This window comes from Sphingomonas sp. PvP055, from assembly GCF_040546365.1.
GTDB lineage: Bacteria > Pseudomonadota > Alphaproteobacteria > Sphingomonadales > Sphingomonadaceae > Sphingomonas > Sphingomonas echinoides_A.
Map to the genome: position 1 here is coordinate 2,364,091 of NZ_JBEPNS010000001.1, position 23,378 is coordinate 2,387,468.

40 protein-coding genes and 1 tRNA gene are annotated in these 23,378 nt (G+C 63.2%); 24 read left to right on the forward strand and 17 right to left on the reverse strand.

Annotated features, from left to right (window positions below; all coding sequences use genetic code 11):
- Positions 1–15: 15 nt before the first annotated feature.
- The 6 genes from ABIC16_RS11075 (at position 16) to ABIC16_RS11100 (ending at position 6,035) form a co-directional block, all read left to right on the forward strand.
- Positions 16–1,062 (forward strand): rod shape-determining protein, encoded by a 1,047-nt coding sequence (locus ABIC16_RS11075; protein WP_010163754.1) that lies wholly within the window; start codon positions 16–18, stop codon positions 1,060–1,062.
- A 132-nt stretch (positions 1,063–1,194) separates the two neighbouring features.
- Positions 1,195–2,133: a rod shape-determining protein MreC gene (locus tag ABIC16_RS11080; RefSeq protein ID WP_354291127.1), complete on the forward strand. Its 939-nt coding sequence runs from the start codon at positions 1,195–1,197 to the stop codon at positions 2,131–2,133.
- On the forward strand, positions 2,130–2,639 hold the full coding sequence (gene mreD / locus ABIC16_RS11085; protein ID WP_354291128.1) for a rod shape-determining protein MreD: 510 nt from the start codon (positions 2,130–2,132) through the stop codon (positions 2,637–2,639). The genes ABIC16_RS11080 and mreD overlap by 4 nt, the downstream gene beginning before the upstream one ends.
- Before the next feature lie 29 nt (positions 2,640–2,668).
- Positions 2,669–4,738 (forward strand): penicillin-binding protein 2, encoded by a 2,070-nt coding sequence (gene mrdA / locus ABIC16_RS11090; protein ID WP_354292308.1) that lies wholly within the window; start codon positions 2,669–2,671, stop codon positions 4,736–4,738.
- The gene (rodA, locus tag ABIC16_RS11095) at positions 4,735–5,850 is read left to right on the forward strand and encodes a rod shape-determining protein RodA (RefSeq protein ID WP_277969255.1); all 1,116 of its coding nucleotides are present in this window, start codon (positions 4,735–4,737) and stop codon (positions 5,848–5,850) included. Before mrdA ends, rodA begins: the two co-directional genes overlap by 4 nt.
- Positions 5,851–5,959: 109 nt before the next feature.
- Positions 5,960–6,035 (forward strand) — tRNA-Lys (locus tag ABIC16_RS11100).
- A gap of 81 nt (positions 6,036–6,116) precedes the next feature.
- Here the strand turns inward: ABIC16_RS11100 and ABIC16_RS11105 are convergent.
- From ABIC16_RS11105 to ABIC16_RS11125, 5 genes are all read right to left on the reverse strand, one after another.
- Positions 6,117–7,388: a site-specific integrase gene (locus ABIC16_RS11105; protein ID WP_354291129.1), complete on the reverse strand. Its 1,272-nt coding sequence runs from the start codon at positions 7,386–7,388 to the stop codon at positions 6,117–6,119.
- Positions 7,388–7,627, reverse strand: a complete 240-nt coding sequence (locus tag ABIC16_RS11110) for a hypothetical protein (RefSeq protein WP_354291130.1) — start codon at positions 7,625–7,627, stop codon at positions 7,388–7,390. Before ABIC16_RS11110 ends, ABIC16_RS11105 begins: the two co-directional genes overlap by 1 nt.
- Entirely contained in the window at positions 7,624–8,151 is a 528-nt protein-coding gene (locus tag ABIC16_RS11115; protein ID WP_354291131.1) for a DUF1643 domain-containing protein, read from the reverse strand. Before ABIC16_RS11115 ends, ABIC16_RS11110 begins: the two co-directional genes overlap by 4 nt.
- A 112-nt stretch (positions 8,152–8,263) precedes the next feature.
- Complete coding sequence (locus tag ABIC16_RS11120) at positions 8,264–8,803, reverse strand: hypothetical protein (protein WP_354291132.1); 540 nt, start codon at positions 8,801–8,803, stop codon at positions 8,264–8,266.
- Entirely contained in the window at positions 8,800–9,150 is a 351-nt protein-coding gene (locus ABIC16_RS11125; RefSeq protein ID WP_354291133.1) for a hypothetical protein, read from the reverse strand. The genes ABIC16_RS11120 and ABIC16_RS11125 overlap by 4 nt, the downstream gene beginning before the upstream one ends.
- A 656-nt stretch (positions 9,151–9,806) precedes the next feature.
- Here ABIC16_RS11125 and ABIC16_RS11130 point away from each other — a divergent pair.
- The gene (locus tag ABIC16_RS11130) at positions 9,807–10,022 is read left to right on the forward strand and encodes a hypothetical protein (protein ID WP_354291134.1); all 216 of its coding nucleotides are present in this window, start codon (positions 9,807–9,809) and stop codon (positions 10,020–10,022) included.
- 10 nt (positions 10,023–10,032) lie between these two features.
- On the opposite strand, the gene ABIC16_RS11135 is transcribed toward ABIC16_RS11130, so the two are convergent.
- The 10 genes from ABIC16_RS11135 to ABIC16_RS11180 form a co-directional block, all read right to left on the reverse strand.
- Positions 10,033–10,203, reverse strand: coding sequence for a hypothetical protein (locus tag ABIC16_RS11135; RefSeq protein WP_354291135.1), 171 nt, complete (start codon positions 10,201–10,203; stop codon positions 10,033–10,035).
- Positions 10,200–10,406 carry a hypothetical protein gene (locus tag ABIC16_RS11140; RefSeq protein ID WP_354291136.1) on the reverse strand — a complete coding sequence of 69 codons (207 nt, stop codon included), beginning with the start codon at positions 10,404–10,406 and terminating at the stop codon, positions 10,200–10,202. The genes ABIC16_RS11135 and ABIC16_RS11140 overlap by 4 nt, the downstream gene beginning before the upstream one ends.
- Positions 10,403–10,756, reverse strand: a complete 354-nt coding sequence (locus ABIC16_RS11145) for a hypothetical protein (protein ID WP_354291137.1) — start codon at positions 10,754–10,756, stop codon at positions 10,403–10,405. Before ABIC16_RS11145 ends, ABIC16_RS11140 begins: the two co-directional genes overlap by 4 nt.
- Entirely contained in the window at positions 10,756–11,190 is a 435-nt protein-coding gene (locus ABIC16_RS11150; RefSeq protein ID WP_354291138.1) for a hypothetical protein, read from the reverse strand. The genes ABIC16_RS11145 and ABIC16_RS11150 overlap by 1 nt, the downstream gene beginning before the upstream one ends.
- On the reverse strand, positions 11,187–11,552 hold the full coding sequence (locus ABIC16_RS11155) for a hypothetical protein (protein ID WP_354291139.1): 366 nt from the start codon (positions 11,550–11,552) through the stop codon (positions 11,187–11,189). Before ABIC16_RS11155 ends, ABIC16_RS11150 begins: the two co-directional genes overlap by 4 nt.
- Positions 11,552–11,740, reverse strand: coding sequence for a hypothetical protein (locus ABIC16_RS11160; RefSeq protein WP_354291140.1), 189 nt, complete (start codon positions 11,738–11,740; stop codon positions 11,552–11,554). Before ABIC16_RS11160 ends, ABIC16_RS11155 begins: the two co-directional genes overlap by 1 nt.
- Complete coding sequence (locus ABIC16_RS11165) at positions 11,737–11,979, reverse strand: hypothetical protein (RefSeq protein ID WP_354291141.1); 243 nt, start codon at positions 11,977–11,979, stop codon at positions 11,737–11,739. Before ABIC16_RS11165 ends, ABIC16_RS11160 begins: the two co-directional genes overlap by 4 nt.
- Positions 11,980–12,071: 92 nt before the next feature.
- Entirely contained in the window at positions 12,072–12,452 is a 381-nt protein-coding gene (locus tag ABIC16_RS11170) for an HIRAN domain-containing protein (protein ID WP_354291142.1), read from the reverse strand.
- Between the two features lie 65 nt (positions 12,453–12,517).
- On the reverse strand, positions 12,518–12,952 hold the full coding sequence (locus ABIC16_RS11175; protein WP_354291143.1) for a hypothetical protein: 435 nt from the start codon (positions 12,950–12,952) through the stop codon (positions 12,518–12,520).
- Positions 12,953–13,178: 226 nt separating this feature from the next.
- Positions 13,179–13,877, reverse strand: coding sequence for a S24 family peptidase (locus ABIC16_RS11180; RefSeq protein WP_354291144.1), 699 nt, complete (start codon positions 13,875–13,877; stop codon positions 13,179–13,181).
- An 86-nt stretch (positions 13,878–13,963) separates the two neighbouring features.
- On the opposite strand from ABIC16_RS11180, the gene ABIC16_RS11185 reads away from it, so the two are divergent.
- Positions 13,964–14,188 (forward strand): hypothetical protein, encoded by a 225-nt coding sequence (locus ABIC16_RS11185; RefSeq protein WP_354291145.1) that lies wholly within the window; start codon positions 13,964–13,966, stop codon positions 14,186–14,188.
- A gap of 91 nt (positions 14,189–14,279) precedes the next feature.
- On the opposite strand, the gene ABIC16_RS11190 is transcribed toward ABIC16_RS11185, so the two are convergent.
- Complete coding sequence (locus ABIC16_RS11190; RefSeq protein WP_354291146.1) at positions 14,280–14,528, reverse strand: hypothetical protein; 249 nt, start codon at positions 14,526–14,528, stop codon at positions 14,280–14,282.
- Positions 14,529–14,622: 94 nt separating this feature from the next.
- Here ABIC16_RS11190 and ABIC16_RS11195 point away from each other — a divergent pair, with 94 nt between their 5' ends.
- The 16 genes from ABIC16_RS11195 (at position 14,623) to ABIC16_RS11270 (ending at position 22,644) form a co-directional block, all read left to right on the forward strand.
- Positions 14,623–14,763, forward strand: coding sequence for a hypothetical protein (locus tag ABIC16_RS11195; RefSeq protein WP_354291147.1), 141 nt, complete (start codon positions 14,623–14,625; stop codon positions 14,761–14,763).
- 3 nt (positions 14,764–14,766) lie between these two features.
- Positions 14,767–14,946: a hypothetical protein gene (locus ABIC16_RS11200; RefSeq protein ID WP_354291148.1), complete on the forward strand. Its 180-nt coding sequence runs from the start codon at positions 14,767–14,769 to the stop codon at positions 14,944–14,946.
- 47 nt (positions 14,947–14,993) lie between these two features.
- Complete coding sequence (locus ABIC16_RS11205; RefSeq protein ID WP_354291149.1) at positions 14,994–15,413, forward strand: hypothetical protein; 420 nt, start codon at positions 14,994–14,996, stop codon at positions 15,411–15,413.
- 37 nt (positions 15,414–15,450) lie between these two features.
- A complete protein-coding gene (locus ABIC16_RS11210) occupies positions 15,451–15,609 on the forward strand; it encodes a hypothetical protein (protein ID WP_354291150.1) in 159 nt (52 codons plus the stop codon).
- A complete protein-coding gene (locus ABIC16_RS11215) occupies positions 15,606–15,869 on the forward strand; it encodes a hypothetical protein (protein ID WP_354291151.1) in 264 nt (87 codons plus the stop codon). Before ABIC16_RS11210 ends, ABIC16_RS11215 begins: the two co-directional genes overlap by 4 nt.
- Positions 15,869–16,057: a conjugal transfer protein TraR gene (locus ABIC16_RS11220; RefSeq protein ID WP_354291152.1), complete on the forward strand. Its 189-nt coding sequence runs from the start codon at positions 15,869–15,871 to the stop codon at positions 16,055–16,057. Before ABIC16_RS11215 ends, ABIC16_RS11220 begins: the two co-directional genes overlap by 1 nt.
- Positions 16,057–16,689: a TRM11 family methyltransferase gene (locus ABIC16_RS11225; RefSeq protein ID WP_354291153.1), complete on the forward strand. Its 633-nt coding sequence runs from the start codon at positions 16,057–16,059 to the stop codon at positions 16,687–16,689. The genes ABIC16_RS11220 and ABIC16_RS11225 overlap by 1 nt, the downstream gene beginning before the upstream one ends.
- A complete protein-coding gene (locus tag ABIC16_RS11230; protein ID WP_354291154.1) occupies positions 16,686–17,858 on the forward strand; it encodes a DNA polymerase III subunit beta in 1,173 nt (390 codons plus the stop codon). Before ABIC16_RS11225 ends, ABIC16_RS11230 begins: the two co-directional genes overlap by 4 nt.
- Positions 17,859–17,899: 41 nt before the next feature.
- Positions 17,900–18,178 carry a hypothetical protein gene (locus ABIC16_RS11235; RefSeq protein ID WP_277969288.1) on the forward strand — a complete coding sequence of 93 codons (279 nt, stop codon included), beginning with the start codon at positions 17,900–17,902 and terminating at the stop codon, positions 18,176–18,178.
- A 23-nt stretch (positions 18,179–18,201) separates the two neighbouring features.
- Positions 18,202–18,441, forward strand: coding sequence for a DUF2312 domain-containing protein (locus ABIC16_RS11240; protein WP_354291155.1), 240 nt, complete (start codon positions 18,202–18,204; stop codon positions 18,439–18,441).
- Positions 18,441–18,650 carry a hypothetical protein gene (locus tag ABIC16_RS11245; RefSeq protein WP_354291156.1) on the forward strand — a complete coding sequence of 70 codons (210 nt, stop codon included), beginning with the start codon at positions 18,441–18,443 and terminating at the stop codon, positions 18,648–18,650. Before ABIC16_RS11240 ends, ABIC16_RS11245 begins: the two co-directional genes overlap by 1 nt.
- Positions 18,651–18,684: 34 nt before the next feature.
- Positions 18,685–19,392 carry a helix-turn-helix domain-containing protein gene (locus ABIC16_RS11250; RefSeq protein WP_354291157.1) on the forward strand — a complete coding sequence of 236 codons (708 nt, stop codon included), beginning with the start codon at positions 18,685–18,687 and terminating at the stop codon, positions 19,390–19,392.
- Entirely contained in the window at positions 19,379–19,975 is a 597-nt protein-coding gene (locus ABIC16_RS11255; RefSeq protein WP_354291158.1) for a hypothetical protein, read from the forward strand. The genes ABIC16_RS11250 and ABIC16_RS11255 overlap by 14 nt, the downstream gene beginning before the upstream one ends.
- Positions 19,972–20,391, forward strand: a complete 420-nt coding sequence (locus tag ABIC16_RS11260) for a hypothetical protein (RefSeq protein ID WP_354291159.1) — start codon at positions 19,972–19,974, stop codon at positions 20,389–20,391. Before ABIC16_RS11255 ends, ABIC16_RS11260 begins: the two co-directional genes overlap by 4 nt.
- Before the next feature lie 47 nt (positions 20,392–20,438).
- Positions 20,439–20,990 carry a transcription termination/antitermination protein NusG gene (gene nusG, locus ABIC16_RS11265; RefSeq protein WP_354291160.1) on the forward strand — a complete coding sequence of 184 codons (552 nt, stop codon included), beginning with the start codon at positions 20,439–20,441 and terminating at the stop codon, positions 20,988–20,990.
- Between the two features lie 1,396 nt (positions 20,991–22,386).
- The gene (locus ABIC16_RS11270) at positions 22,387–22,644 is read left to right on the forward strand and encodes an HNH endonuclease (RefSeq protein ID WP_354291161.1); all 258 of its coding nucleotides are present in this window, start codon (positions 22,387–22,389) and stop codon (positions 22,642–22,644) included.
- Here ABIC16_RS11270 and ABIC16_RS11275 read toward each other — a convergent pair.
- The gene (locus tag ABIC16_RS11275; RefSeq protein ID WP_354291162.1) at positions 22,641–23,204 is read right to left on the reverse strand and encodes a hypothetical protein; all 564 of its coding nucleotides are present in this window, start codon (positions 23,202–23,204) and stop codon (positions 22,641–22,643) included. The two genes, ABIC16_RS11270 and ABIC16_RS11275, sit on opposite strands and share 4 nt — an antisense overlap.
- Between the last annotated feature and the right edge of the window lie 174 nt (positions 23,205–23,378).

Sequence of the window (23,378 nt, forward strand, 5' to 3'; positions counted from 1 at the left end):
GAAACGGAACGATCCATGGGCTTTTTCTCGAATCTCTTTCGCTTTTCCTCGCACGACATGGCGATCGATTTGGGGACCGCCAACACGGTCGTCTATCTGCGCGGGCGCGGGATCGTGCTCAATGAACCCTCGGTCGTCGCGGTCGAGACGCTCAACGGCGTCAAGCGCGTCAAGGCCGTCGGTGACGACGCCAAGCTGATGATGGGCAAGACCCCCGACAGCATCCAGGCGATCCGCCCGTTGCGCGACGGCGTGATCGCCGACATCGACGTCGCCGAACAGATGATCGCGCACTTCATCCGTAAGGTCCACGGCGGGCAGCGGCGCTTCATGCGCTGGCCGCAGATCGTCATTTGCGTTCCCTCGGGCTCGACCTCGGTCGAGCGCCGCGCGATCCGCGATGCGGCGTCGAACGCGGGCGCGTCGCAGGTTTGGCTGATCGAGGAGCCGATGGCTGCCGCGATCGGTGCGGACATGCCGGTCACCGAGCCGATCGGCTCGATGGTCGTCGATATCGGTGGCGGCACGACCGAAGTCGCGGTGCTGTCGCTGCGTGGGCTCGCCTACACCACCTCGGTCCGCGTCGGTGGTGACAAGATGGACGAGGCGATCGTCTCCTATGTCCGTCGCAATCACAACCTCCTGATCGGCGATGCGACCGCGGAGCGGATCAAGCAGGAAGTCGGCGTCGCCAAGCCGCCGCTCGACGGGATCGGTCTGACGATCCACGTCAAGGGCCGCGATCTCGTCAACGGCGTCCCCAAGGAAATCCAGATCAACCAGGGCCAGATCGCCGAGGCGCTCAGCGAGCCGGTCGGCCAGATCGTCGAGGGCGTCCGCATCGCGCTCGAGAATACCGCGCCCGAGCTGGCGGCGGATATCGTCGACCAGGGCATCGTGCTCACCGGTGGCGGGGCGTTGCTCAAGGGCATCGACGAGGTTCTGCGCGACGAGACCGGTCTGCCGGTGACGATCGCGGACGACCCCCTCACCTGCGTCGCGCTCGGCACGGGGCGTGCGCTCGAGGATCCGATTTACCGGGGTGTGCTCCACAGCGCGTGAGCGGTGCGGAGGCAACACACGGACGATCAAGGCTGTCGGGCAGGATGGGTACGCGAACCCCTACTCAGCGCGGACGGCCCTCGCTACACGTCGTAGCATCAGGCGGCCCTTGGGCCTTGGGATGGGGGTATCATGGCGCCGCCTCGTAATCGGCGCCCGGGTTTTTCGCGACGGGCGCAATATGGTCTGTTCCTTGGATATGTGATCGCGGCCGCAGGCTCGCTGGTCGCTGCGGTGCTGCTTGCCTTGTCGGCGATCGATCCGCCTGCGTTCGCCGTCCTGCGCGCGACCGTTGCGGAAGTGACCACGCCCGTCTCGTCGGGGCTCTCCACGGTCGGCCAATGGTTCGGTGCGATTCCCGGGTCCGTCGGCAGCTATTTCGGCGTGCACGACGAGAACAAGCGCTTGCGCAAGCAACTCTCCGACCAACACGCACTGTTCATGCGCGCGCGATCGCTTGGCTATGAGAACCGTCGTCTCGCGGCGCTGCTGCGGCTGCGCGAACGGGTCGCCGAACCCGTCGTGACCGCGCGTCTGGTGAGCTCCTCCGTAACCAGCACGCGCCGCTTCGCGGTGCTCAATGCGGGATCCTGGCAAGGGGTTGCATCGGGGCAGCCCGTCATCGGTCCGGACGGCCTCGTCGGGCGAATCCTCGAAACCGGCCCGAACAGCGCCCGCGTCCTGTTGCTGGTCGATCCGGAAAGCGTCGTCCCGGTCCGCCGGACTCGTGACGGGATGCCAGCGCTCGCCGCCGGGCGTGGCGACGGACTGGTCGACATCCGGTCGGTCGCGACCGCCACCGCCGCATTCGGCCCGGGCGATGTGTTCGTCAGCTCCGGGATCGGCGGGATCTACCCGCCCGGCATTCCGGTGGCGCACGTGATCCGCCGCGGTCCCGAGGCCGGGCTCGCGCGGACCTATGCGCAACCCGACACGCTCGATTACGCGATGGTCCAACGCGCCTTCATGCCGACGCCACCACCGCTCACGGTGCCGCAGCCCGCGCCCAAACCGACCCCCAAACCCAAGCCCAAGGCCACGCCGACCGCGTCCAAACCGGTCGCGCGATGAGCCAGATCCGCGGTCCCTTCGACGAGCCACCTGACACGAGTTTCGGGCGCTTCGTGCCCGCCGTGTCGGTCCTGGTCGCGTCGACCTTCGCGGTATGGCCGGTGATTGCGCACGTCCCACTATTCCCGCCGCTCGGGTTGCTGATGCTACTCGGCTGGCGGTTGTCACGCCCGCTGAGCCTCCCGGTATGGGCGTCGCTTCCGCTTGGCCTGTACGACGATCTCCTCAGTGGCCAGCCGCTCGGCAATTCGATGCTGTTCTGGACGCTGTGCTTCTTCATGATCGATCTGATCGACCAGCGGATCGTGTTTCGCGATTTCTGGCAGGACTGGCTGATCGCGGGCGGATCGATCTGTTTCTGCCTGATTCTGGGCCGTTTGGTCGTTTCGCCGCTCGCCGCGCACGTCGACACGCTTTTGATGCTCCAGATTGCGGTAACCACCTTGTTGTTTCCCCTCGCGACGCGCATCTGCTCGATGCTCACGCGCGAGGAGGAAACGGTGTGAACGGGCCGACCTTCGGCAATTCGAACAAGATGATGACCGAAGCCGCACAAAGTTTCAGCTTTTCGCGGCGGGCGGTGCTGTTGGGTGTCGGCCAGGGCGCGGTCGGGGTTGCGCTCGCCGGGCGGATGGCGTGGCTCGCGGTTGCCGAGAACGAGCATTACACCAATCTGTCGGAGAGCAACCGCGTCAACATGACGCTGGTGCCACCGCGGCGGGGCTGGATCGTCGATCGCCACGGCGCGCCGATCGCCAACAACCGCACCGATTTCCGCGTCGACATCATTCCCGACCGGTTGGAAGACAAGGACCGCGTGCTCGCGCTGTTGCGCGACATTCTGCGATTGCCGCCGGAGGAAATGGAACGGCTCAATGCCGATCTCGGCCACGCCGCCGGGTTCCAGCCAGTCCAGGTCGCCGAAAACCTCGACTGGGAGCGGTTCGCCGCGGTGAGCGTGCGGCTGCCGGAGTTGCCCGGCGTCGCCCCTACTCGCGGCTTCTCGCGAAGCTATCCGGCTGCTGCCGCCGTTGCCCATCTGACGGGCTATGTCGGTGCCGCCTCGGCGGACCAGTACAAGCAGACGCACGATCAGCTGATGGTCACACCGGGTTTCAAGCTCGGTAAGGATGGCCTTGAAAAGACGTTGGAAAAGACTCTCCGTGGTGTCGCCGGGCAGAAACGCGTAGAAGTGACCGCGCGCGGCAAGCTCGTCGCCGAACTCGCGACAAAGCCCGATCAGCCGGGCCAGAACGCGCGCCTGACGATCGATGCCGGTTTGCAGGAATATGCCGCGCGGCGGCTGGGGACCAACTCGGGCTCGGTCGTGGTCATCGACTGCCTGACCGGCGAGATGCTCGCGATGGTCTCGATGCCGGCGTACGATCCGAATGCCTTCTCCGATGGGATCAGCCATCTCGAATGGAAGATGCTGTCGGAGAACGACCATGTTCCGTTGATGAACAAGGTGCTGCAGGGCCTGTATCCGCCCGGATCGACCGTAAAGCCGATGAACGCGCTCGCTTTGCTGGAAGCCGGGGTCGACCCGAACCAGCGAATCAACTGCACCGGCGCGATGCGGCTCGGCACCGGCGTGTTCCACTGCCACAAGAAGCGCGGGCACGGGCCGCTCGATATGAAGAACGCGGTGATGCAGAGCTGCGACATCTACTTTTACGAGATGGTCCGTCGGCTCGGTTACGACCGCATCGCACCGATCGCGCGAACCGTCGGGCTCGGCCAGAAGTTCGACTTGCCCTTTGGGTCGCAGCGGTACGGCACGATGCCAGATCCTGCCTGGAAGCTACGGAAATACAAGACGGATTGGACCGTTGCGGATTCGTTGAACGCATCGATCGGCCAGGGCTATGTGCTGTCCAATCCGCTGCAATTGGCCGTGATGGCGGCGCGGCTCGCTTCGGGGAAACACCTCGAACCGAGTATTCTCGCGAGCCAGATCCATCATGGTGCAGCCCCCCTGCCCTATTCTCCCGACCACCTCGCCCTGGTGCGCGACGCGATGTACGGCGTGGTCAACCAAGGTGGTACCGGGGGCGCGGCGCGGATGCTGATCCCGGGCGTGTCGATTGCGGCCAAGACGGGCACCGCGCAGGTTCGGCGAATCTCGATGGCGGAGCGTGGATCCGGCGTGCTCAAGAACGCGTCGCTGCCCTTCAAGCTGCGCGATCACGCGTTGTTCGTCTGTTTCGCCCCCGCCGACAACCCGCGGTACGCCGCCAGCGTCGTGCTCGAACACGGCGGCCACACCGTGCGCAACCTCGATTCCCCGTTGATCGGGCGCGACATCATGACGTGGCTGTTCGACCGAGATCGCGCAATCGCATCGCTCGCCGAAGCCGAACCGACATGGGGTGGCGATATCCGCACGCGCATGGCGGCCGAGGGCGCCGCCTACCGCGCCGCGAACGCCCCCAAGCCGACCACCGGCGTCCAGACCGAGATGGGCGTCCCCGCCGCTACCGACGCGCCCGCCGTGCGCGCTGCAGCGGCGGCCGATGCGGCCTCGGCCGAAGCCCTCGCGAACTCCGCTGCCCTGGGTAACACCGTGGCCGAGTCAGGCAGTACGGAGCACGACCTGGAATGAGCAGTCGCAGCATCGTTCCCGCGCCGCTGATCCAGTTGCCGTGGAAGATCATTCTGCTGGTGCTGGCGATCGGGTGTTTCGATCTCCTGATCCTCTATTCCGCCGCGGGCGGCAGTATCCAGCCGTGGGCGATGTCGCAGGGGATCCGCTTCTTCATGTTGCTGGGCGGCGCGCTAGCCCTGGCGCGCGTCCCGGAACGCTGGTGGCAGACCGGTGCGCTGCCTGCCTATGTCCTGCTGTGCGTCATGCTGGTGCTGGTCGAACTGGTCGGGGCGGTGCGCGGCGGCGGCCAGCGCTGGCTCGACGTCGGGTTCATGCGCTTGCAACCGTCCGAGCTGATGAAGCCGTGCATCGTGCTCGCCTGCGCCAAATTTTATGACATGCTGCCGCCCAATGAAACTCGGCGGTTCAACGCGATCTGGCCCGCGGCGATCCTGATCCTGCTCCCCGCCGCGCTGGTGATGAAACAGCCCGACCTCGGCACTGCGTTGATGATCACGATTGGCGGGATCACGGTGATGTTCCTTGCGGGTGTCCCGCTGCGCCTGTTCATTGGGGGCGCGCTCGCGCTCGGAGCGGCGGTGCCGATCGCGTTCAATTTCGTGCTGCACGAATATCAGCGCAACCGCATCCTCGTCTTCCTCGATCCCGAAAGCGATCCGCTTGGAATCGGCTATCACATCAGCCAGTCGAAGATCGCGATCGGATCGGGCGGTATTCTGGGCAAGGGGTTCCTCAACGGCACCCAGAGCCATCTGGATTACTTGCCGGAGGGCCATACCGATTTCGCTTTGGCAACGATGATGGAGGAGTGGGGATTGGTCGGCGGCGTATTGCTGATCATCGCCTTCGTCCTGATCGTGCAATGGGGGGTATCGACCGCGCTCCAGTCCCAATCCCGCTTCGCCAAGCTGACCGCCGCGGGGCTCGCCGCGACGATCTTCTATTACGTGGCGATCAATATGGCGATGGTGATGGGCATGGCGCCGGTCGTGGGCGTGCCGCTGCCGCTCATCAGCAACGGCGGATCGAGCCAGATGACGTTCATGCTGTGCCTGGGAATCCTGATGTCGATCGACCGATCGAACCGCAAAATCGAGGCGCGGTGGTAACTTTTTTGCGGTGCAGTGTAAAAAAGGGTTTGCAACCTGCGCGCGCACTGCTAACCGACCGCCTCCCGGCAACGACAGCGCTTCGGCACTGTCCCTACCAAGCGGGAATGGACGCATAGCTCAGTTGGTAGAGCAGCTGACTCTTAATCAGCGGGTCCTTGGTTCGAGCCCAAGTGCGTCCACCATTCTCCACATTGGAATCCTTAGGTTTTCTGCCGAAGCGCGCGAGCGCTCCGACATGTTCTCCGACACGCTTTCCGACAAACTCATTTCGTTCTCGCTTCGTCCAGAGCGCCGATCGCGGCGATATGGCGGCGTCTTGCGCCAGCGATTCGACGCGCCTTTTCGGCGTTCGCCTTGTTGTAGATCCGGGTGACAGCGAGCGTCTTGTGACCGGAAACAGGCCGCACGTCGTCTTCGCCTGCGTCGCCAATCTCGGTGATGCCGCCATGCCGAAAGCCGGTGAAGGTCATGTCCTTGGGCAACCCGGCAGCGTCGCAGATCCTGCGATGGACGTTCGACATGCGCCGCTCGACGTAGCGGTTGCCGCTGCGCTCTTCGACAACGATCGGGCCGGTCGCGGACCTCGTCGCTTCGCGCGACCGCGCGAGCTCTTCCTCGAGTTCAGGATAGAGCGGCACGCGCTCGACGCCTCCGCCCTCGCCCGGAACCTCTTCGAATAGCGGCAGCGTCACGGGGTTGCCGGTCTTGGACTGAACGAGCGTGATCTCGACCCCGGGCTGGTAGCCTTCCCAAACGATGGCGGCGCGGTCCGGCGCGTCCGGATCGACATAGCCAAAGGCATCGGACACCCGCTGGCATCCCTCGAAGCACAGCGCGGCGGCGGTTGCCATCGACTGGAAGCCCATCTCGACGGCCTTCGCACGGTAGGCTGTGTATTCGGCGCGCGACGTCGCCCGGTTGCCCTTGGCGGCAGTGCTCGTGAGCCCCATTCCCATGAACGGGTTCTCCTTGACCCCCGTCACCTTGTAATGTCGCGTCGCCCACGACCAAACCAGGCGGCAGACCTGCATGGCATAGCTCGCCTGGCGCGGCCCGGTATCCGCGCGCAGCATTTCGTACAGCCGGTCGGCAGCGGCGGCATCAACGTCGGCGGCCCGGCGCTTGCCGAACGGCGGCGCGCCCTTCTTCGTCTCGCGCGCGGCAAGCATATCCATCAGCTTGCCGTAATCCGCACGGGTCTTCGCCTTCTTTGACGTGAAGCGCGCCTGCTTGCGGTACCATTGGAACAGCCACTCAACGCTTCCCGGGACCATCGAAGCCCCTTCCGCGCCCTTGCGCCAGTCGGTCAGCGCTGCGTTCAGCAACTGCGCTTTGCGATGCACCTCGGCCAGATCCGAGCCGAGCTTTTCCGAGGCAAGGAGCATCGGCTTGCCGTTGCGCATTGCGGGCACCATTGCCCCGGTCTTCTCGTCCTTCACCGGGCGCGCCCATGCGGGCAGTTCCCAGTAATAGACGGGCTCACCGGCCGCATTGCGGAGCTTGCGGACGTAGGCCGGAAGACGATCGAGTGCCATTAGTCGAACCATCCGTCCGTGCCGGTGGCCGAGCCGCTCTCGAACATCGCCGCCATTGCCGCGTCTAGGTCGGAGCGTCGCGCTATCGCCGCGCCATTGCGTCCGCGCGGTACGAAACGCACCGTGCCGCGGTCGCGCCACTCCTTGATCTGAGCGACGCTGACGCGGGTGTATTCGAGCGCCTCAGATTCGGTCAGCGCGGCGGGCCAATCAGGCAGCGCGGCAAGAGCGCGGGTCATTCTGCATTCCAAGGTTCAGGGATGATATCGTGCCCCACGTAAAGCGGGTGCTTCGGCGTTCCGTCCGCGTTGATCTGGAAGGCTGTGACGCGGGCGCCGGTGGCGGTAAGCAACGTTAGCACGGCGCGCTCGCGATCGAGGTGTCGCCCATGCGCGCCCCATGCCGCGACGAGCGCTACTTTCCGCTCGACCGAGGTCAGCGCCGCAAGCCGGATCGCTTCGTCGTTCTCCGGTCCAATTGGCTCGGGATGCAGCTTCATCACGCGCGGATCGGTGGCGCGGAGCGCGAAGAGGTTGACCACGACGACGCCGCCATACGCCCAGGCGCGTGCCCGCTTAACGAGGCCAGCGATCGTCGGATCGAGCTCTTCGTGCGTTGCGGTCGACGGGTTCAGCATGCAGACGACGAGCGGCGGCAGCGCCCGGTCCCAGATCCACGAGAGGCTATAGCGGTGAGCCTCATCGTCAGAGAAGGTGGCGGTGCACTCCATGCCGGAGAGATCGCTGCGCGAGAGCGTTTTCATCGTTCCCCTGCCCCCTTCATCACGGACCTGCTCGACCGAGGCTCGCTCTCCCACAATCCAGGCGGATCGAACCGGCTAAAGACATGCATGACCTGCTCGGTGAGGGCGTCGTTCATGCGACGGCACCCAGAGCGGCGGTTGCACGGCGGCGGCGCAGCACTGCCCCGATGAGCATCACCCCTGCGATCATGAAGAGCCACGACTTGGGCTCAGGCAAAGCGGACACCGGCGCTTCGTCGGTCGGCGTCGCGCCTGGGGTCCCGGCGGCGGGCGGAACGGTACCGACCCCGCCTGCCCCGCCCGGCCGGACGAATCCGATCGCAGATGCTTGGACAGCACCACCCCACGGCGATCGCGCGGCGCTCTGCATCGTCGAGCCGGACAGGACCGCGTCCTCAAAGTCGCTGTCCATCGCAACCAGTGGGCGCGACAGGTCAGGGAGAGAGCCGAGAGTGGCGATCCCCGCTGGCGGGCAGACCGGAACGGCGGTGGCCTTGCGGTGCGTATTCGGCTCCGTCGCGGACCGGCGATGTTCGGCGGGCTTCACGAACCGCGCTTTGGCTGCGTTATACGCAGGCGGCACCACTTCGACGGCTGTGCAGGTCAGGCCGACAGCAGCCGCATGGCTCAAGATCAAGGCTTTGGTGATCACTTCGCGTCTCCACGATGAGGGACGGCGGTGCGCGGGGCATGCCGGAAATAGACGGGGGTCTCGGGCGCGCCGACGATGCGGCGGACCTCCGCGGGGTGGTGGAGCTTGCCGTCGGCACCCAACCAGGTCAGGCAACCGTAGTGGATCCAGTCCTCAGGCAGTTCGGACGCGCCGAACCTGAGCAGCGGCTCGATGTCCTCCGGATGTTCGGCAAGGTAGGAGACGAAGCTTCCGGCCGTTTCCATGGCGCCGACACCGGCGGCCTGCCCCAAAGCTTCGGCGACCTTAGCGAAGCGCTTGATGATCGGTGCTGCGGCGGCGAAATCGATGGTCGAAAGGTCGGTCACTTCGTCGACCCCCTCAGTGCAGGGATCGCCGGCAGCCTCCCACTAATTGAGGAGCGAACGAGACTGGATGATCCCTTGAACCCAAGAGTAGCGGCGCGCACTATCCCTGCAGGGCGACGGGGAGGAACTGAGCCATGATGGGATACACGGTCGACGCCAGCCGACCGAAGGCGCGAATGGCAGGCGTTGAGTTCGACGTTTTCAGTTCGACACAACGTCTTCGCGCGCACGTCAGTTACGAGACCCTCGGAGGGGGCCGGGAGAGCCGAACGGCAACCGAGTGGGAAACCCTGGTGCGAGAGATGCCCGGCAAACTGCAAGCGCTTGTCGACGAGGGACAGCGCAACGGTCGGTGCGGGACGGAAGAATGTCTGATGTAAGTCCATCCCGCTGCCCCGCCGGGGCAGAAGCGAGAATTCAGTAGCGTTGCGCACGTATGGGCTAGCACCGACTTCGGCGTCTCGCGGCAGAAACGTCGTTAAGCTTAGAGTTAGCGGTTTCCTGATAGCGAGGTTGGCGACAGCAAATTTTGCGGAACAGGGCGACAGGCCATGACGGTTTCGGGTTATTGGGAGCTCAGAGACAGTGTGATGGAGTGGGTCCGATGCCGCTCTGATGCGGAGAAGCGCAGTCTCGCACCCGAACTGCTCCTTCGCATGATCGACTTTTTCAGCACCGCCGACCGCCAGGAATTGGCCAAAGATCAGATTTCTAAAGCCATACGAGCGCTGAAACGTGGCGACATCACCAGCGCCGAACTTCATCTTGAGGGCGCATTTATTCTTATATCGCGGGCGCCAACGAACCTCGAATGGAAGGACCTCAAAGTAGAGGTCGAAAACCTCCGGACGACGCTTGGAAACTGTTGGTAAGATCACGGTGTCAAGCATGCCGCACCGCCCCGCGCGCGGCGCGCAGCTGGTCGAGACGCTTGCGTACCCAGAGCGGATCAATGCGGTCCAAGCGATCGCGCTCGTCGAGCACGCGGGCGACGTGCTGGCGGTCATTGCGCACGAAGCGCTGACCAGCCGGCGACATGTAGCGGCCGCTCACAGCGCACCCCGCATACGGACCGGGCCCAAGTCGGGCGTATGCGGCGTGGCGGCGTCCCAGAGATCCTGCTCGATCTCGAACGGAGGGCGATGACGGTTGCGGTGGCGGCATAGCACCTTGCCGTTGCGCGGCGGCACGGTCGTGAGGCGGCGAAGGGGCAGGAAGTGGCCAGTCGCCACCTCCACTTTGCGATAAGCGCTCATATCTTGGCGTCCGTCCATTTGATCTCGCCCGAGGGCGTGATGATTTTGACACGCCGGCCATCGCGAGATTTCACGATCAGCGGGCAACGGAGGTAGATGGTGCGGTAGGGCGCCCACGGGTCATCGGCGCGGGGCATCAGCAGCGGCACTTCGTACGACCACACCCGCTTCTCGCTGCTGCCTGGCTTGCGCTTCTCGAGCGTGGCGATCTGTTCCAAGGTCCAGGGGGAACCCTCAACCTTCCGGCCTTGCCAGACGTCGTGATACGACGGGCGGACCTTGGGCCAAGACTGCAGGGCAATCTTGACCTCCAGCCCGGTCAGCGCCGGTGGCTCTGGGGTGTCGGCCATCAGTTGGAATATCCCGTGTAGGCGCGGCACGCTTCGCGCGCGGCGGCGTCGAGGCGGACGGCCTCGCGATGATCGGCGTCGGCGCGGGCGAGCGCGGCCATGGTTACGCGGACATGCTCCGCGCACCCCTTGCGTTGCGCTTCGAGTGCGACCGTCATCTGGCGGGCGGACGGCTTGCGGTTGATCCGCGACCGCTTGATCTCGGCTGCGTCGGTCGCAAGGATCGCGATGAAAGCGTCGTAATCGAGCCCGATCCGGTCGGCGCGGAGCCCGATCTCTGATGCGAGCTCGCGAACGTACGACGACACTGCCGCCTGCGTGTTTAGGTTGTTGCGAACCTTCTCGTGACGAAGCTTCGCTCGCTCAGCCCGCATCTTGGCGAAGACTGGACGCAGCTCGGCGATTGCCAGATCGAGATCCGGATCGCGCATCACCGCGGCGCGCCCTCGACATGCGCCCAGCGCGCGCGGTGCGGCGATGCCTTACCGTACGCCCTGCCCGCCTCGAAATGATCGACGGCATACTTGGCCTGCCAGGTGCGCAGACCGATGCTGTCCTTCTCGCGGTGCGCACCCGAGCAGAGCGGCACAGCATGATAGTCGGGCGACTTGAGCGAAACGCCTTTCATGCCGTCGGCGTCGGAGTGCGAGGCCTCCATCACGCCTTCGCAGACGTGTCCCGCGCGACCGGCGAGCAAGCACGGACGCTTGCGCAACCAGGCGAGGTGCGTTGGGAAGCGGCGGTCGGCGTCAGCCTTGTAGCTGTTGCGCTGGCGCGGGCGGATATCGACGCGCATCAGCCGAGCCACGCTCGCGCGACGACCAACGCGACAAACACGATCCCGACACCGAGCGTCAGCGTAGCCGAAAGCCACAATGGCTCAGGACGATTGGCAACGGCGCGAGTGGCCTCGACCGTCTGTTCGAGTTCAACGACGGTGGGCAGTCGACGAGTGAACTGGGCGGAGTGCTGTGGCGCGTTCATGCCGCGTCACCTGAGACGATCACATAGTGCGTGATCCCGCACTCATCACCGTGATCGCGGTTCCAGCGACGCGCCTTGTCCCAGGCCGAGGCCTTCCGCGCAGGCTGGCTGTGATCAAACTCGGTTTCGAAGACGCACTGGACTTGAACCAGCGTGTTCGCCGGGACCGGGCAATTGCCCCCTGCCCACGCGATCGGCTCCGCGGTCTCTTCGGTAATTTCGGGTGGTAGCGATGCCACGTCGATCTCCATCGCCGCGTCAGTGCGGCTGATGGAATATACTTAGTCGGATTTCTCCTACTAGTCAACGCAAAAGTCGGATATTTCTTACGTTAATCCTCTGGGTAGATATCGTCAGGGTAGAAGTCAGGAATGCCTCCGAAGGGTATGCGCGCAGCTGGCAAGGCTGGCGCTTGGCCATCAAACGCCACGCGCGCGATCGCTCCCCAATGCGTTGCTTCTTGGAACACTGCAACCACGCCACCATCCCGTATCCGCTTACCAATGAGCGAGGCACGCTCAGCGCTGATATACCCGAGCTGTACGTCGCGTTCGCTGAACACGGCGATTGCTCTCGGATCGTGCGGATTCGAAGGCTCGGGGCGAAGTTCTAGGGGGTCGCCTGGGCGACAGAGGGCCAGATCGAAGCGCCGAGATGGGCCGCGCTTATTGGGGTGCTGAACGCCTACAATTGCTAACGATATCTGCTGCATACACCGGCAAAACGCCCAGATCCAACGCCAGTTTCACAAGCGCTTCCGTGCTATCGTAACGTCAATTACAGAGACGAAGGGGACGTAGTCGAAGTGGGCTTTTGCGCTGGCAGACGTTTCAATATCTCGTCCAGCTTAGCATCCTGAGCGGAGTCACGACGACGCTGGTCTGCGGTCACCGCTTCAACGGTTGAGCGGATAGTCATACCCGCATCGAAGCGATTACCGGCCAAGGCCGCTACCGCTAGCATTATACCTAACGCCGTGCCTACCGCTGTCCAGACCGTTCCCTTAGTCGCAAAACTCTTGAGGTCGCCCCGAAGCTCAGCGAACTTGGTGTCGGTGCGCGCTTCGGATGCGGAAATCTTGGCGTCCATCAGGTCCATACCGCCAGATGTGCCACCTCCGCCCCCGCCATACAAGGGTAGCTCAGGTTCCGACGGCAGGTTGCGGCTTTGCAGTTTGCGGTATGCATCCATCTGAGAGACGTTGTCGGTCATCACCGTATTCTTCCGGATATTGAATCGAGCGTCCCAGTAAATTCGTCATTCTCTTTCTCGAACGCAGCGAAAGCTTTTCTAAATTCCTCTATATCGCCTGATTTCTGCGCCACAATAATTCCGTAAAGGCTTCGGACTAAAGATCTTGTCCAAATCATAGACCTGATCACATCGCCTTTTGTTGCTGGCAAATTCCAATTGGGGAATGGGTCGTCATCCTCTGTCACTAGAGCTCCCTCGCGAACCAGATTACCCGCCCTTCAATCCGCAGCTCGTCCGCGCCGACCTCGTAATTTTCAACGGCGGGGTTGTCTGAGATGATCATCACACGCCCCTGACCGGCCGGGCGAAGGCGTTTGATCCCGTGCGAACCGCAATAGTCGATCCAATAAATGCCATTGATCCGCGTAAGCTGGCGATCGTTGATGTCGACCATGATGCGGTCGTGCGATCGCAGCGTCGGCTCCATGCTGTCGCCGACTCCTTTTACAAGGCGAAGCCGGTCAGACGGCGTACGGGTGATCGCCTGAACGAAGCCCAAGTCCATCTTGACCGGTTCATCCTCAACGAACTCTTCGATGACCGTGCCCGGTCCCATCGATAGCGTAAGGTCAAGCGAGATGATGTCGACGGTGCTATCGTCGATCGTCCCAGCGTCGCATGTTACTAGTTGGCTGACCCTCCCCCCTGCTTTGGGCGCAACCGGCGGATTTTGAGCCAGGTCCGCTTCCGATTTGCCGATGTGCGCGAGCAACTTGCCTATGGTGTCGCGCCGCGGATTCTTAGACTTCGTCTTTAGATTGCCAAAGAATCCGCGATTCACGCCAGCTGCGGCGGCCCATTCGGTTTCCGCTAGCTCCGGCGGCTTAAGCGCGATCAGCGCGTCATAGAGCCGAGGCCCTTCAAGATTTGTGGCACTCGTCATGTCGGACGTTTCCCACAAGGGCGGCAGTGCGGAAAGACTGAAGTTTCCTACTTCACAAGTCGGAAACATCCGACTATATCCGCTGCATGCTAACGACGCTGGCGAGCGACGCGGATGTCCTGGCAAAAATTGAGGCGTTCTGCGAGGCCAATGGTCTCAAGCCGACGACGTTCGGCAGGCTCGCGCTGGGCGATGGAAATCTTGTCTCCAATCTGAAGGCTGAGCGCTCGCTGACGCTTAAGACTGCCGCCCGCGTGCTCGACTTCATAGCGACGTACCAGCCGGCCAATTCGGTGCAGGAGGCAGCATGAAGTGCAGCGCTCTCATATTCGCACGCGGTGCCCTGTGTGGCCTGCTGTTCGCTCTTCCCGCCCTCATCACTGTGTGGAGCCGCTGAAATGGCTATTGCATCGTGCCCTTCGGCTGAGCTTCCACGACCGCAGCCATTCGGAGTAGATCCTGCGCGAGCTCGCGGGCTTGCGGTATCGTCAGAGCAATCTGGACGTTGTCGAAATCCTCTTTTTGGAGTCGCTCCGCGCTGTTTGTTGTTTTCAGACGCAAGAGTAAGGTCAGCGGGGCCGCTGCCGTTTGCCATCCGCACAGCGGCACCACAGCCACGTCGCCATTCGGACGAAGATCCCAATCGTTCATGTCCGGCACGTGATTCCTCTTCGTCGGTGTGTGGAAGCACGACGATAGCCGACCGTGGAGGGGCCGCAAGCCTCTCCACGGAAGGGGGGGCCGCATGAGCGCCGTCATTGAAGGTCTGGCTTTCTGGTCGGTAGCATCGGTCGGCTTGGGCGTGATCGTAGGCCACGGCTTGAAGGCTGCGGGACGCCACGGCTGCGGACCGGTCCGCCACAATCGCCGCGCTGGAGACCGGTAAGCCATGACACACGCGAACGACGCCGCTCAGGCGGATCCCGCAATTACGGACTTGGTCGAGAAGCTCGACGCCGTTTGCTCGGTCTGCCGCAAGACCGACTGCGGTCATTTCGACGCGCACTTCAGCGGGCTGGTCCCGTTCGATGGTGATGATCAACTTCATGCAGAGAGCAGTAAGGCATGACCACGCCGCAATTCCACGGTCGCTATCGGACCATTCCCGCGTCTTTGATGCTCGATACGCTCGGTGAGAGCCTGAAGGCGATCAAGGAGCGCGATGGCGCAACGGACAGCGACCTCGGCGCCGTGCTCGGCAAGAGCGAGGATCGTGCCGCGGCGTACCGTGCTGGCGCGGCGGATATGGGCGTCGTCTCTTTCCTACGCGGTTGCAAGGAGTGGGACGGGTGCTTCGCGAACGGCGTGCTTGGCTTGGTCGGCATGAAGCTCGTTCCGATCGAGGCGGAAAGCGTCGACGATCAGGCCAGCGTCACCACGCTTTTGTCGTTTGCCATGGCCCTCTCGGGCGAGCTCGAAAAGGACGGCAAGGTCGATGACGAAGACCTTGAGCGCCATCAGTTCGTGATCGAGCGGCTCGGCAAAATCATCGACGGATACCGGGAACGGATTCGCTCACGTCTTCGAACAGCCTGAGGATCAAAGCCGGCGCGACCGGCAGGGAGTAACGACAATGCCGAACACCACCCGCGCGGTGGCGACAATGGTCGCTTCCGCGAACGATAAACTGCGCTCCGATGAAGCCACCTCGTTTCGGCTCCTGCCGGTGGCGAACAAGGCGGTCGACGGCTGGAACGCTCGCGTCCAGTCCTGGATGGGAACGGCGGCATGACCATGGTGTCATTCGAGGGCGCCAAGGTCGCTGATCTCGCCAAGGAGCTTGGCGTCTCGCTGTACGTGACCAAGGATCGCCTGAACAAGGCGGGTTACGGCGTCAGCGAAGGCGTCGTCTATCGCAAACAAACCGCCCAAGAAGTGCAGGACGAGATCCGCGATCGCGTTGCATCGCGCCCGCCCTCCTCCCCTTGCCCCCGCTGCGACGCGGCGCGGGGATGCTCACACCGCGTCCTCGCTTGGGGGGTGGCAGCATAATGGCCGATCAGATGGATATGTCCGCTGAGATCAGCGACTTCTACCTCCAGCGCAGCATCCGCGCAGCCCGCCAGCCCGTGCCGGAAGGCGTCGAGGGCGAATGCCAGGAATGCGGCGACGACAGCCCTCGCCTCATCGGCGGACGCTGCGCACCTTGCCGTGATCGCGCACAGAAGCGCAGCCGCTGATGCCCGCCGGGAACGTCGCCCAGAACCACCGGTCGACCGCTTTCGAGCGTGCCGCGCAGGACTGGTACGTCGAGCCTCGCTTCTGCGTCGAGCAGCTGGCGGACGCCGTATCGTTCGAGGGTCATACGATTTGGGACCCGTGCTGCGGCGGCGGCAACATCATCGATACGTTCGCTGACCGCGACCAGATGGTGATCGGCACCGACATCGTTGACCGCGGCGCGCGTCATTTCGGCGGTGTATGGGATGCGACCAGCGACGGCATGCCACGCAGCGTTGCGCCATTCGGTCGCCTATCGGTGGTGATGAACCCGCCCTTCAACCGAGCGGAAGAGATCACGCGGAACATGCTCAAGCGCGCCGACTATCGCGTCGCGGTTCTCCAGCAGCTGTCGTTCCTCGCCAGCGCAGGCCGGTGGGCGCTGTTCGACGAGTTCCCGCCCAGCGACGTCCTCATCCTCAGCAAGCGCCCGAGCATGCCGCCCGGCCACATGATCGCCGAGCTTGGCGACAAGGCCTTTCGCGGCGGCGTGACCGACTTCTGCTGGATCGTCTGGAGCCGCCCGCACGACCGCGAAACGCGTGTCCGGTGGCTGCCACCGAAACCCATTACCAAGGGAGAACTGCTGTGAACATCCAAGTGAAGTCTGCCGACTTCCGGCGCGCGATCGTGCTCGCCGGCAAGGTCATTGAGAGGCGTAACTCAATTCCGATCCTGAGCATGGTTCGCTGCCACGCGAACGGATCGTTCCAGGCCACCGGCACTGACCTCGATATGTCGCTGACCGCGACCGTGGCGCGCATCCCCGGCCCCGGCGGCGACTTCGTCATGCAATCGCCGAAGAACGTGGTCTCGGCTCTTTCGGCGGCGGGCGGCGATACAGTCTCGGCGGCGCCCACGGGCGGCAAAGTCGCACTGGCGTCCGGGCCGCTGACCATTTCCGTCGAAACGCTGCCGTCCGACGATTTCCCCTCGGATATGGAGCGGAGCATCACGCCAGCCTTCGCGGCTACGCTGTCGCGCGATCACATGGACATGCTGGCCCGAGTTGCCGATGCCATGTCGAGCGAGGAAACCCGCTACTATCTCAACGGCCTCCACCTACGATCGATGGGCGAGACCACCGTCCGCGCCGAAGCAACCGACGGCCACCGGATGTATTTCGCCGACATCGAACTGCCGGACGCAACTGGCTCCTTGCCTGCCAACTGCATCATTCCTCGCAAGGCGGTGGCCCTGCTGTTCGACCTGGCAAAGTCGGCGAGCGATGGCGTGCGACTGGCAGTCGGCCCAGCGCTGGCGAGCAACCATATCGAGGGCACTGCCCCGGAGGCCAAAGGCGCACACCGGTTGAGCGTCAGCATCCGCGAGCGCGCCGCCGAGGTCACCTTCCAGTCGAAGCTTATCGACGGGACGTTCCCCGACGTGTCTCGGATCATACCGGCGTCAGGCAAGACGCAGTTCCTTTTCCAGCTTCCCGACCTGCGTCGCGCAATCGCTGCAATATCGGGCCACTCGTCGACGCTGCGGGCTACTCGGATCGCGCTGGCAGAAGGCGGCACGGCGAAGATTTCGGCGGCCTACATCGACATCGGGCTCTCCGCAGAGGTCATCGTGCCGTGCCAGCACACCTCGCCCGGTTTCGAGATTGGTTACAACGGCCGGTACCTGTCCTCGGTGATCGGATCGTGCCGCGGAAGCGAGATTCTCTTCGACGTCGAAAACCCGTCGACCCCAGGTCTTGTGCGCGACCCCGCTGACACTGCCTGGACCGCTGTCCTGATGCCGTTGCGCCTGTGACGGCACCGGACCTCAACTGACACTACCCAAGGGAGACGACCATGACGACCAAACTAAACCTCGGCGACAAGGCCCGCCACGCGATCACCGGACTGGAGGGCATTGTTACCGCCCGCGTCGAATACCTTACCGGTTGCGCGCAGGTGTCGTTGCAGCCGCAGGGACTGACCGAGCAGGGCAAGCCCTTCGAGTCCTTCTACTTCGACGAGCCGTACGTCGACCTCGTCGAGCGCCAGACGGTGGCTAACCGGACGCCCGGCCGCACCGACGGCGCAACCGCCGCGCCGGGCCGCAACGGCAACACGCCGGCGCCGCGCTGAAGCAGTTCACAGGGAGAACGACCATGAGCGATACCATTGCAGCAGACCAGTTGCGCCTGATCATCGAGAGGGTGGAACGGCTTGAGGAAGAGAAAAAGGGTATCTCCGACGATATCGCCGACGTCTACGGCGAAGCCAAGTCCACCGGCTTCGACGTAAAGACGATCAAGACGATCGTGCGCCTCCGCAAGATGGAGAAGCACCACCGCGACGAGGCCGAGGCGCTGCTCGAAACCTACAAGCAGGCGCTGGGGCTGGCCTAATGGGTCTGCTGGCCTCCCTCTTCCTGTCGGAGCAGGAACGCAACGCGCGTGCGCGGCGGCGGGCGCTGGAGGCCGAACTCGACGCTCGCCTCCAGCACCGGAAGGCCAGCCGCGCCATCCTCAACGAACGCGCGCGCATCGGCGCGGCAACCAAGGTGCAAGAGCAGGTCGTACGCGATCCGTTGCTGCGCGAGCAGGTGCCTTTCTGATGAGCCGCGCAGACCGCGTCTTAGTGGGCAGACCATGAGCATACGCGTCATGTCAGCCGTTTGGGACCTTGACCTCCCAGACAGCGAGAAGCTGATCGCGCTCGCACTCGCGGACTGGTGTTCCGACGAGGGTATCTGCTGGCCTTCGATTGCCCAGATCGCGAAGAAGTCGAGCAAGAGCGAACGGACCGTTCAAGGTGCGCTGATCAGCCTTGAAAAGCGCGGGTATCTGACCCGGGATCAGAAGCCGGGGAAAGGGTGTCTCTACACGCTCACCCCCGCAGCGGCTGCACCCCGCAGCGATAACACCCCCGCAGATACTGCGCCCCCGCAGCCTCTGCGTAAAACCCCCGCAGCCGCTGCACCCAATACGTCAGGAACCACCAATACCCCAAAGAGAGCTTCGCCCTCTTTGGGGGCCCGCCCGCCGAAGCGCGCCACCAGCATTCCCGAAAGCTTCATTCCGACGATGAGCGGGAAGACGGCGGATTGCGTCAACGGCTGGCCGCCTGGCCGCTTCGACGACGAGCTGGAGCATTTCGCCGATTACCATCGAGCGAACGGCACCACGAGCCACGACTGGCAAGCGTCGTGGAGGACTTGGGTCAAGAACTCGAAAAAGTGGGAACCGAAGAATGGCAAACGACCTCACCACGACCGACCGAGCGGACCAATCGAGAGCCGTCGGCGCTTTCGCGAACAGCACGATGTGGAACCTGACCTCGGCTATGGCCAAGGCTGAAGGCGTGGATATCGGCAAGGTTATTGCGGCTTACGAACGTGGGTTGGTGCCGCTCGCCGAGGCGGAGCCGAAGGGGAAATCGCGCCGCAACCCGGAAGCCGCTGGTGCGCTGACGACTCTGCTCGGCGATGATCTGGCGATGATCGCCACGAAGATCGCGCCCACGCTGTCGCCCGAGCAGTCGGACGCATGGATCAAAGTGATGTGCGTCGCCCTGGCCGACCTGCCCGGTCGCGTCGCGCGCGAAGCCGCCACGTCTGCGCTGCATCGGCCGATGAAGTTCCTAAACGAGGTCGAGACGGTCATTCGCGACGAGGCCGCGGCCATTACGATCCGGCATTCGGTGGCGCTCCGCCGTCTCCGCCAGTTGGCAGACGCGATCGCCTGGGCGGCCAAGCCATCCACCATGCTGCCCGAGGACGATGTCAGCACCGGGCCGATACCACCAGAGCGGATCCGCGCGCTGAGCCGCCTCGGTGGTTGGCCCGAGTTCAAGAAGATGGGCTTTGCGACCGGCAGCTTCACCCAGGAGGAAGTCGACGCGGCACTGTCCGAGCCCGCCGAGCAGGCGCAAGCCGCATGATGCCGCTGGTCGTAACCGCGCTGATCGAGGCGGCTTCCTCCATCCGGATCGAGGTCATGTCCCCGGCCTTCCGCACGATCCACCTCGGCGATGGGCGCGCTCTGCATCACTTCACGGAGGGCGACAACGGCGACGAATACCATTCGCACCCGTGGTCGTTCACCTCCGAGGTTCTGCACGGGGGCTATGCCGAAGACATCGTGCTCACCCTCGATCCGTTCAGCGTGCTGGAGCAGCGCCGCGTGCCCGGCACGACGCATCAGGTCGAGACTAGCCACATTCATCGCATCACGCGATTGCTCGGTGAGGATTGCTGGACGCTGGTGACGGCTGGACCGGTCGAGCGCGAGACGCGGTTCTACCGGCACCGCGACGGACATGTGCAGTCCCGACGTTGGGACGAGGCTTGGCCATAACGGCACCGCGCATCTTCAGTTCAGGATCAAGGTTCAAGGGGTGGGATATGAGTAGGAAGGCAGCACGGCGCAGGGAAGATACGGATTGGTGCATCCTTCGCACCTCGGGCGGCCGGACGCTCAACTTAGCCCGCTCGCTCGCCGAGGCGGGCTTTGACGTTTGGACGCCTCAAGAGACGTTGTCGCGCCGCGTGCCTCGGAAGAAGACGGTGGTGGATCGCGAGGTGGCAATCCTTCCGACATTCGTGTTCGCTCGCGCTGTACATATCCCGGAGCTCGCCGCGGCGCTGGCTCTCCCGGTCAATCCGCATCCCTCGTTCTCGATATTCCGGTATTTGGGCGACATTCCGCTGCTGGCGGACCGCGAGATAAAGAACTTGCGCGACGTCGAGGACGCAGCCCGGCTCCGAGAGTTGAAAAAGACCCGCAATGTGGTGCCGGTGGGAACAACTGTGACGATGACCGAAGGCGCGTTTGCGGGGCTGTCCGGCGTCGTGAAGAAAAGCGATGGGAAGTTTGCGCTGGTCGCTTTCGGCGGCGCGTTCGAAGTGAATATTGCCTCTTTCCTAATCCGAACAGACGGAGTACAGCAGGCGTAGCCCAGAAGTGGGACCGCCGCACTAGCGGCTTAGGCGAGTTAATCGGTCTGGCGCCCCTGAGGTGGCCGCCCTCGCCGCCCAAGCAGGAGCAAGCGCTTCTGTGGTTGTCCTACGGCGTGGCAATAACCCAACTCATAGCTCGGTTGGCTGACTGTTCCCCTCCCTGGCGGTCAGCACGCCCCCTCACCGTCGCGTACCTCGAGAGTTGTGGTGAGGAAAGTTAGCAGCGCTGGCCCAAGAGCGCTGACCGTAGGCAAGTTCACCCGCGCTTCGATGACAACCGGCGGCGCGGGTGAACCTCTCCCCAGAGATGCCGCGCCCACTGCGTTAGACGGACGCGACGCCAAGAGCTAACGACGGATATTGATATAACGCAATCGGTGTTTGTTAGAATGGTGACGCTGTTTAGAGCCCGGCGTTAGCAATGCGTAAAAAAGCCCGCAGCGATTGCTCACTGCGGGCCGAGTAGTGCTCCCGAGATAGGAACGTCCCATCATGAGGGCCGGCGCTGAGCCTGTACAGCACAAAAATGCCCGCAACGACGGATCGCTGCGGGCAGTTTGGAGTAGGCGTCGCCTTGGAGGGGGCGACGGCGCAGGAATAACAGCCAAAAGTCGGAGTTAAAGCTCTAACTCACTCTACCGGCCTGCTTTTTGATGAATAATTTGTCACGATACTAAGATCAGCCCAGTTGACCGTTTCCTCTCCTCTACGGCCAGCCCGCCGCCTCACCGACGCGCGCGACGCGAGACATAGGCGATCGGGCATGCCCTTGATCGGCCGACTGATGGTGAGGAAAGATAGCAAGATGGTAGGCGCAGAATCTCGAATCAGAACGCACCCGCGGTTGGCGACTGCCGTTAGAAGCGCGTGACAAACTCCAGATCGCCTGCGTGTACCCAGACTGTTGTGAGTTGTCCTCGCTTTACGACCTCACATTCTACTTGATTAGGGCTTCCATTTTCGTCGAGTAAGACAGCTCTCACCAGCATGATACTACCGTCACTTCTGTGGCGAACGACGTCATCAGCAGCCACCGTGTTGCGCATTGCATCCCCCGCATCGCAGAGAGCCGAAAAATGGCCCGCAACGACTGATCGTTGCGGGCCAGGGAGCGTTTCCAATTTAGAGGGGGGAAACACAGTCGGTGAGAACTCCGACGCCTCGAAGATAACAAAACAATTTTGCTTTAATAGTCCACGATTGTTGACCTATTGCAAAAAATGGTGCGGAAACGGTCCGGTGATGCGCGTTCCGTCATCGTCATAATCCGCTGCCTCGTTCAGACGTACGATGGTGGGGGAAGACAATGGCCGACAAGCGTAAGCCCTGGCAGCGGGCCGAGCCGGACAACCGGCTCCGTGGCCGCGCCGGGCAGAAGCAACGTCAGCGACGCATGGATCGCACAGACGGCCTATGCGAGATGTGCGACGACGAAGGGCTCGTCACCTTGGCCACCGTGGTCAACCACAAGGTGCCACTCGCGCACGGCGGCGAGGACATCGACAGCAACACCGAGAACCTTTGCGCTCGGCATGACGCGATCGTCACAGCGAAGCAGTTCGGCAAGTCGGTGCCGGTCAAGGGCAAGGGTGTCGGACGTGACGGTCGACCTACCAGCGCGGACCACCCATGGAATTGCAAATCGCTTTAGGGCGTTGAGTCCCTCATGTGGTCTGCATTCTCTTCGTCAGCTGCGGCTTGCTCCCGCCGTTTCCGCGCGTCAGCGTTTGGGCTAGTATTGTAAGACACTCTGAAGCTCGCCTTGCATATGTCGCAAGCGTATTGGTTATCTAACCCACGCTGCGCTGTGGTTTGATTACCAGCTCCGTTGCCTTTGAATTGCATGAAGGACTTTTGGCATTGACCAAAGCACCTTACGCAAAGCCAATGCGGTGGCTCGCCGTCCAGCATTCCAAGCTTTGGAACATAGGCCATGGCTCCGCGCCCTATGTCGTGAAGCTGATAGCGCTGCTTCTCTGCGGACCAGTCTTTGAGTGCCACAATCTCCTGTTCAAGATCGCTTATGCGTCTGGCGCTCGAAGATTGCGCCTCTTGTGCCGCAAACAAGCTTTGCTGGGCTTCGAGGATATGCCCTTGCAGTGTGAGCTTGACGTCGTTGATACTTGCCGCGGTCTGCATACCGTTCATGGCTTGAACCATGTCCTTGGCTGCCTTCAGGCTGCTAAAGCCCGCACTGATCTCAGCAATCATCGTACTGATCCCCCGATTCGTTGACCTATAGCTTACGGAACCTGTGAAGTTCTGAAACCCACCCCCCAGGGCAAAAGTTTGGGGCGGTTGAAGCCGGACACCGAACGGCTCCTCCGTACGCACTGCGAGCAGTTTTTAGGGGGGGAGGGTTTCCGCCGCTTCCGCCGAAGGGGA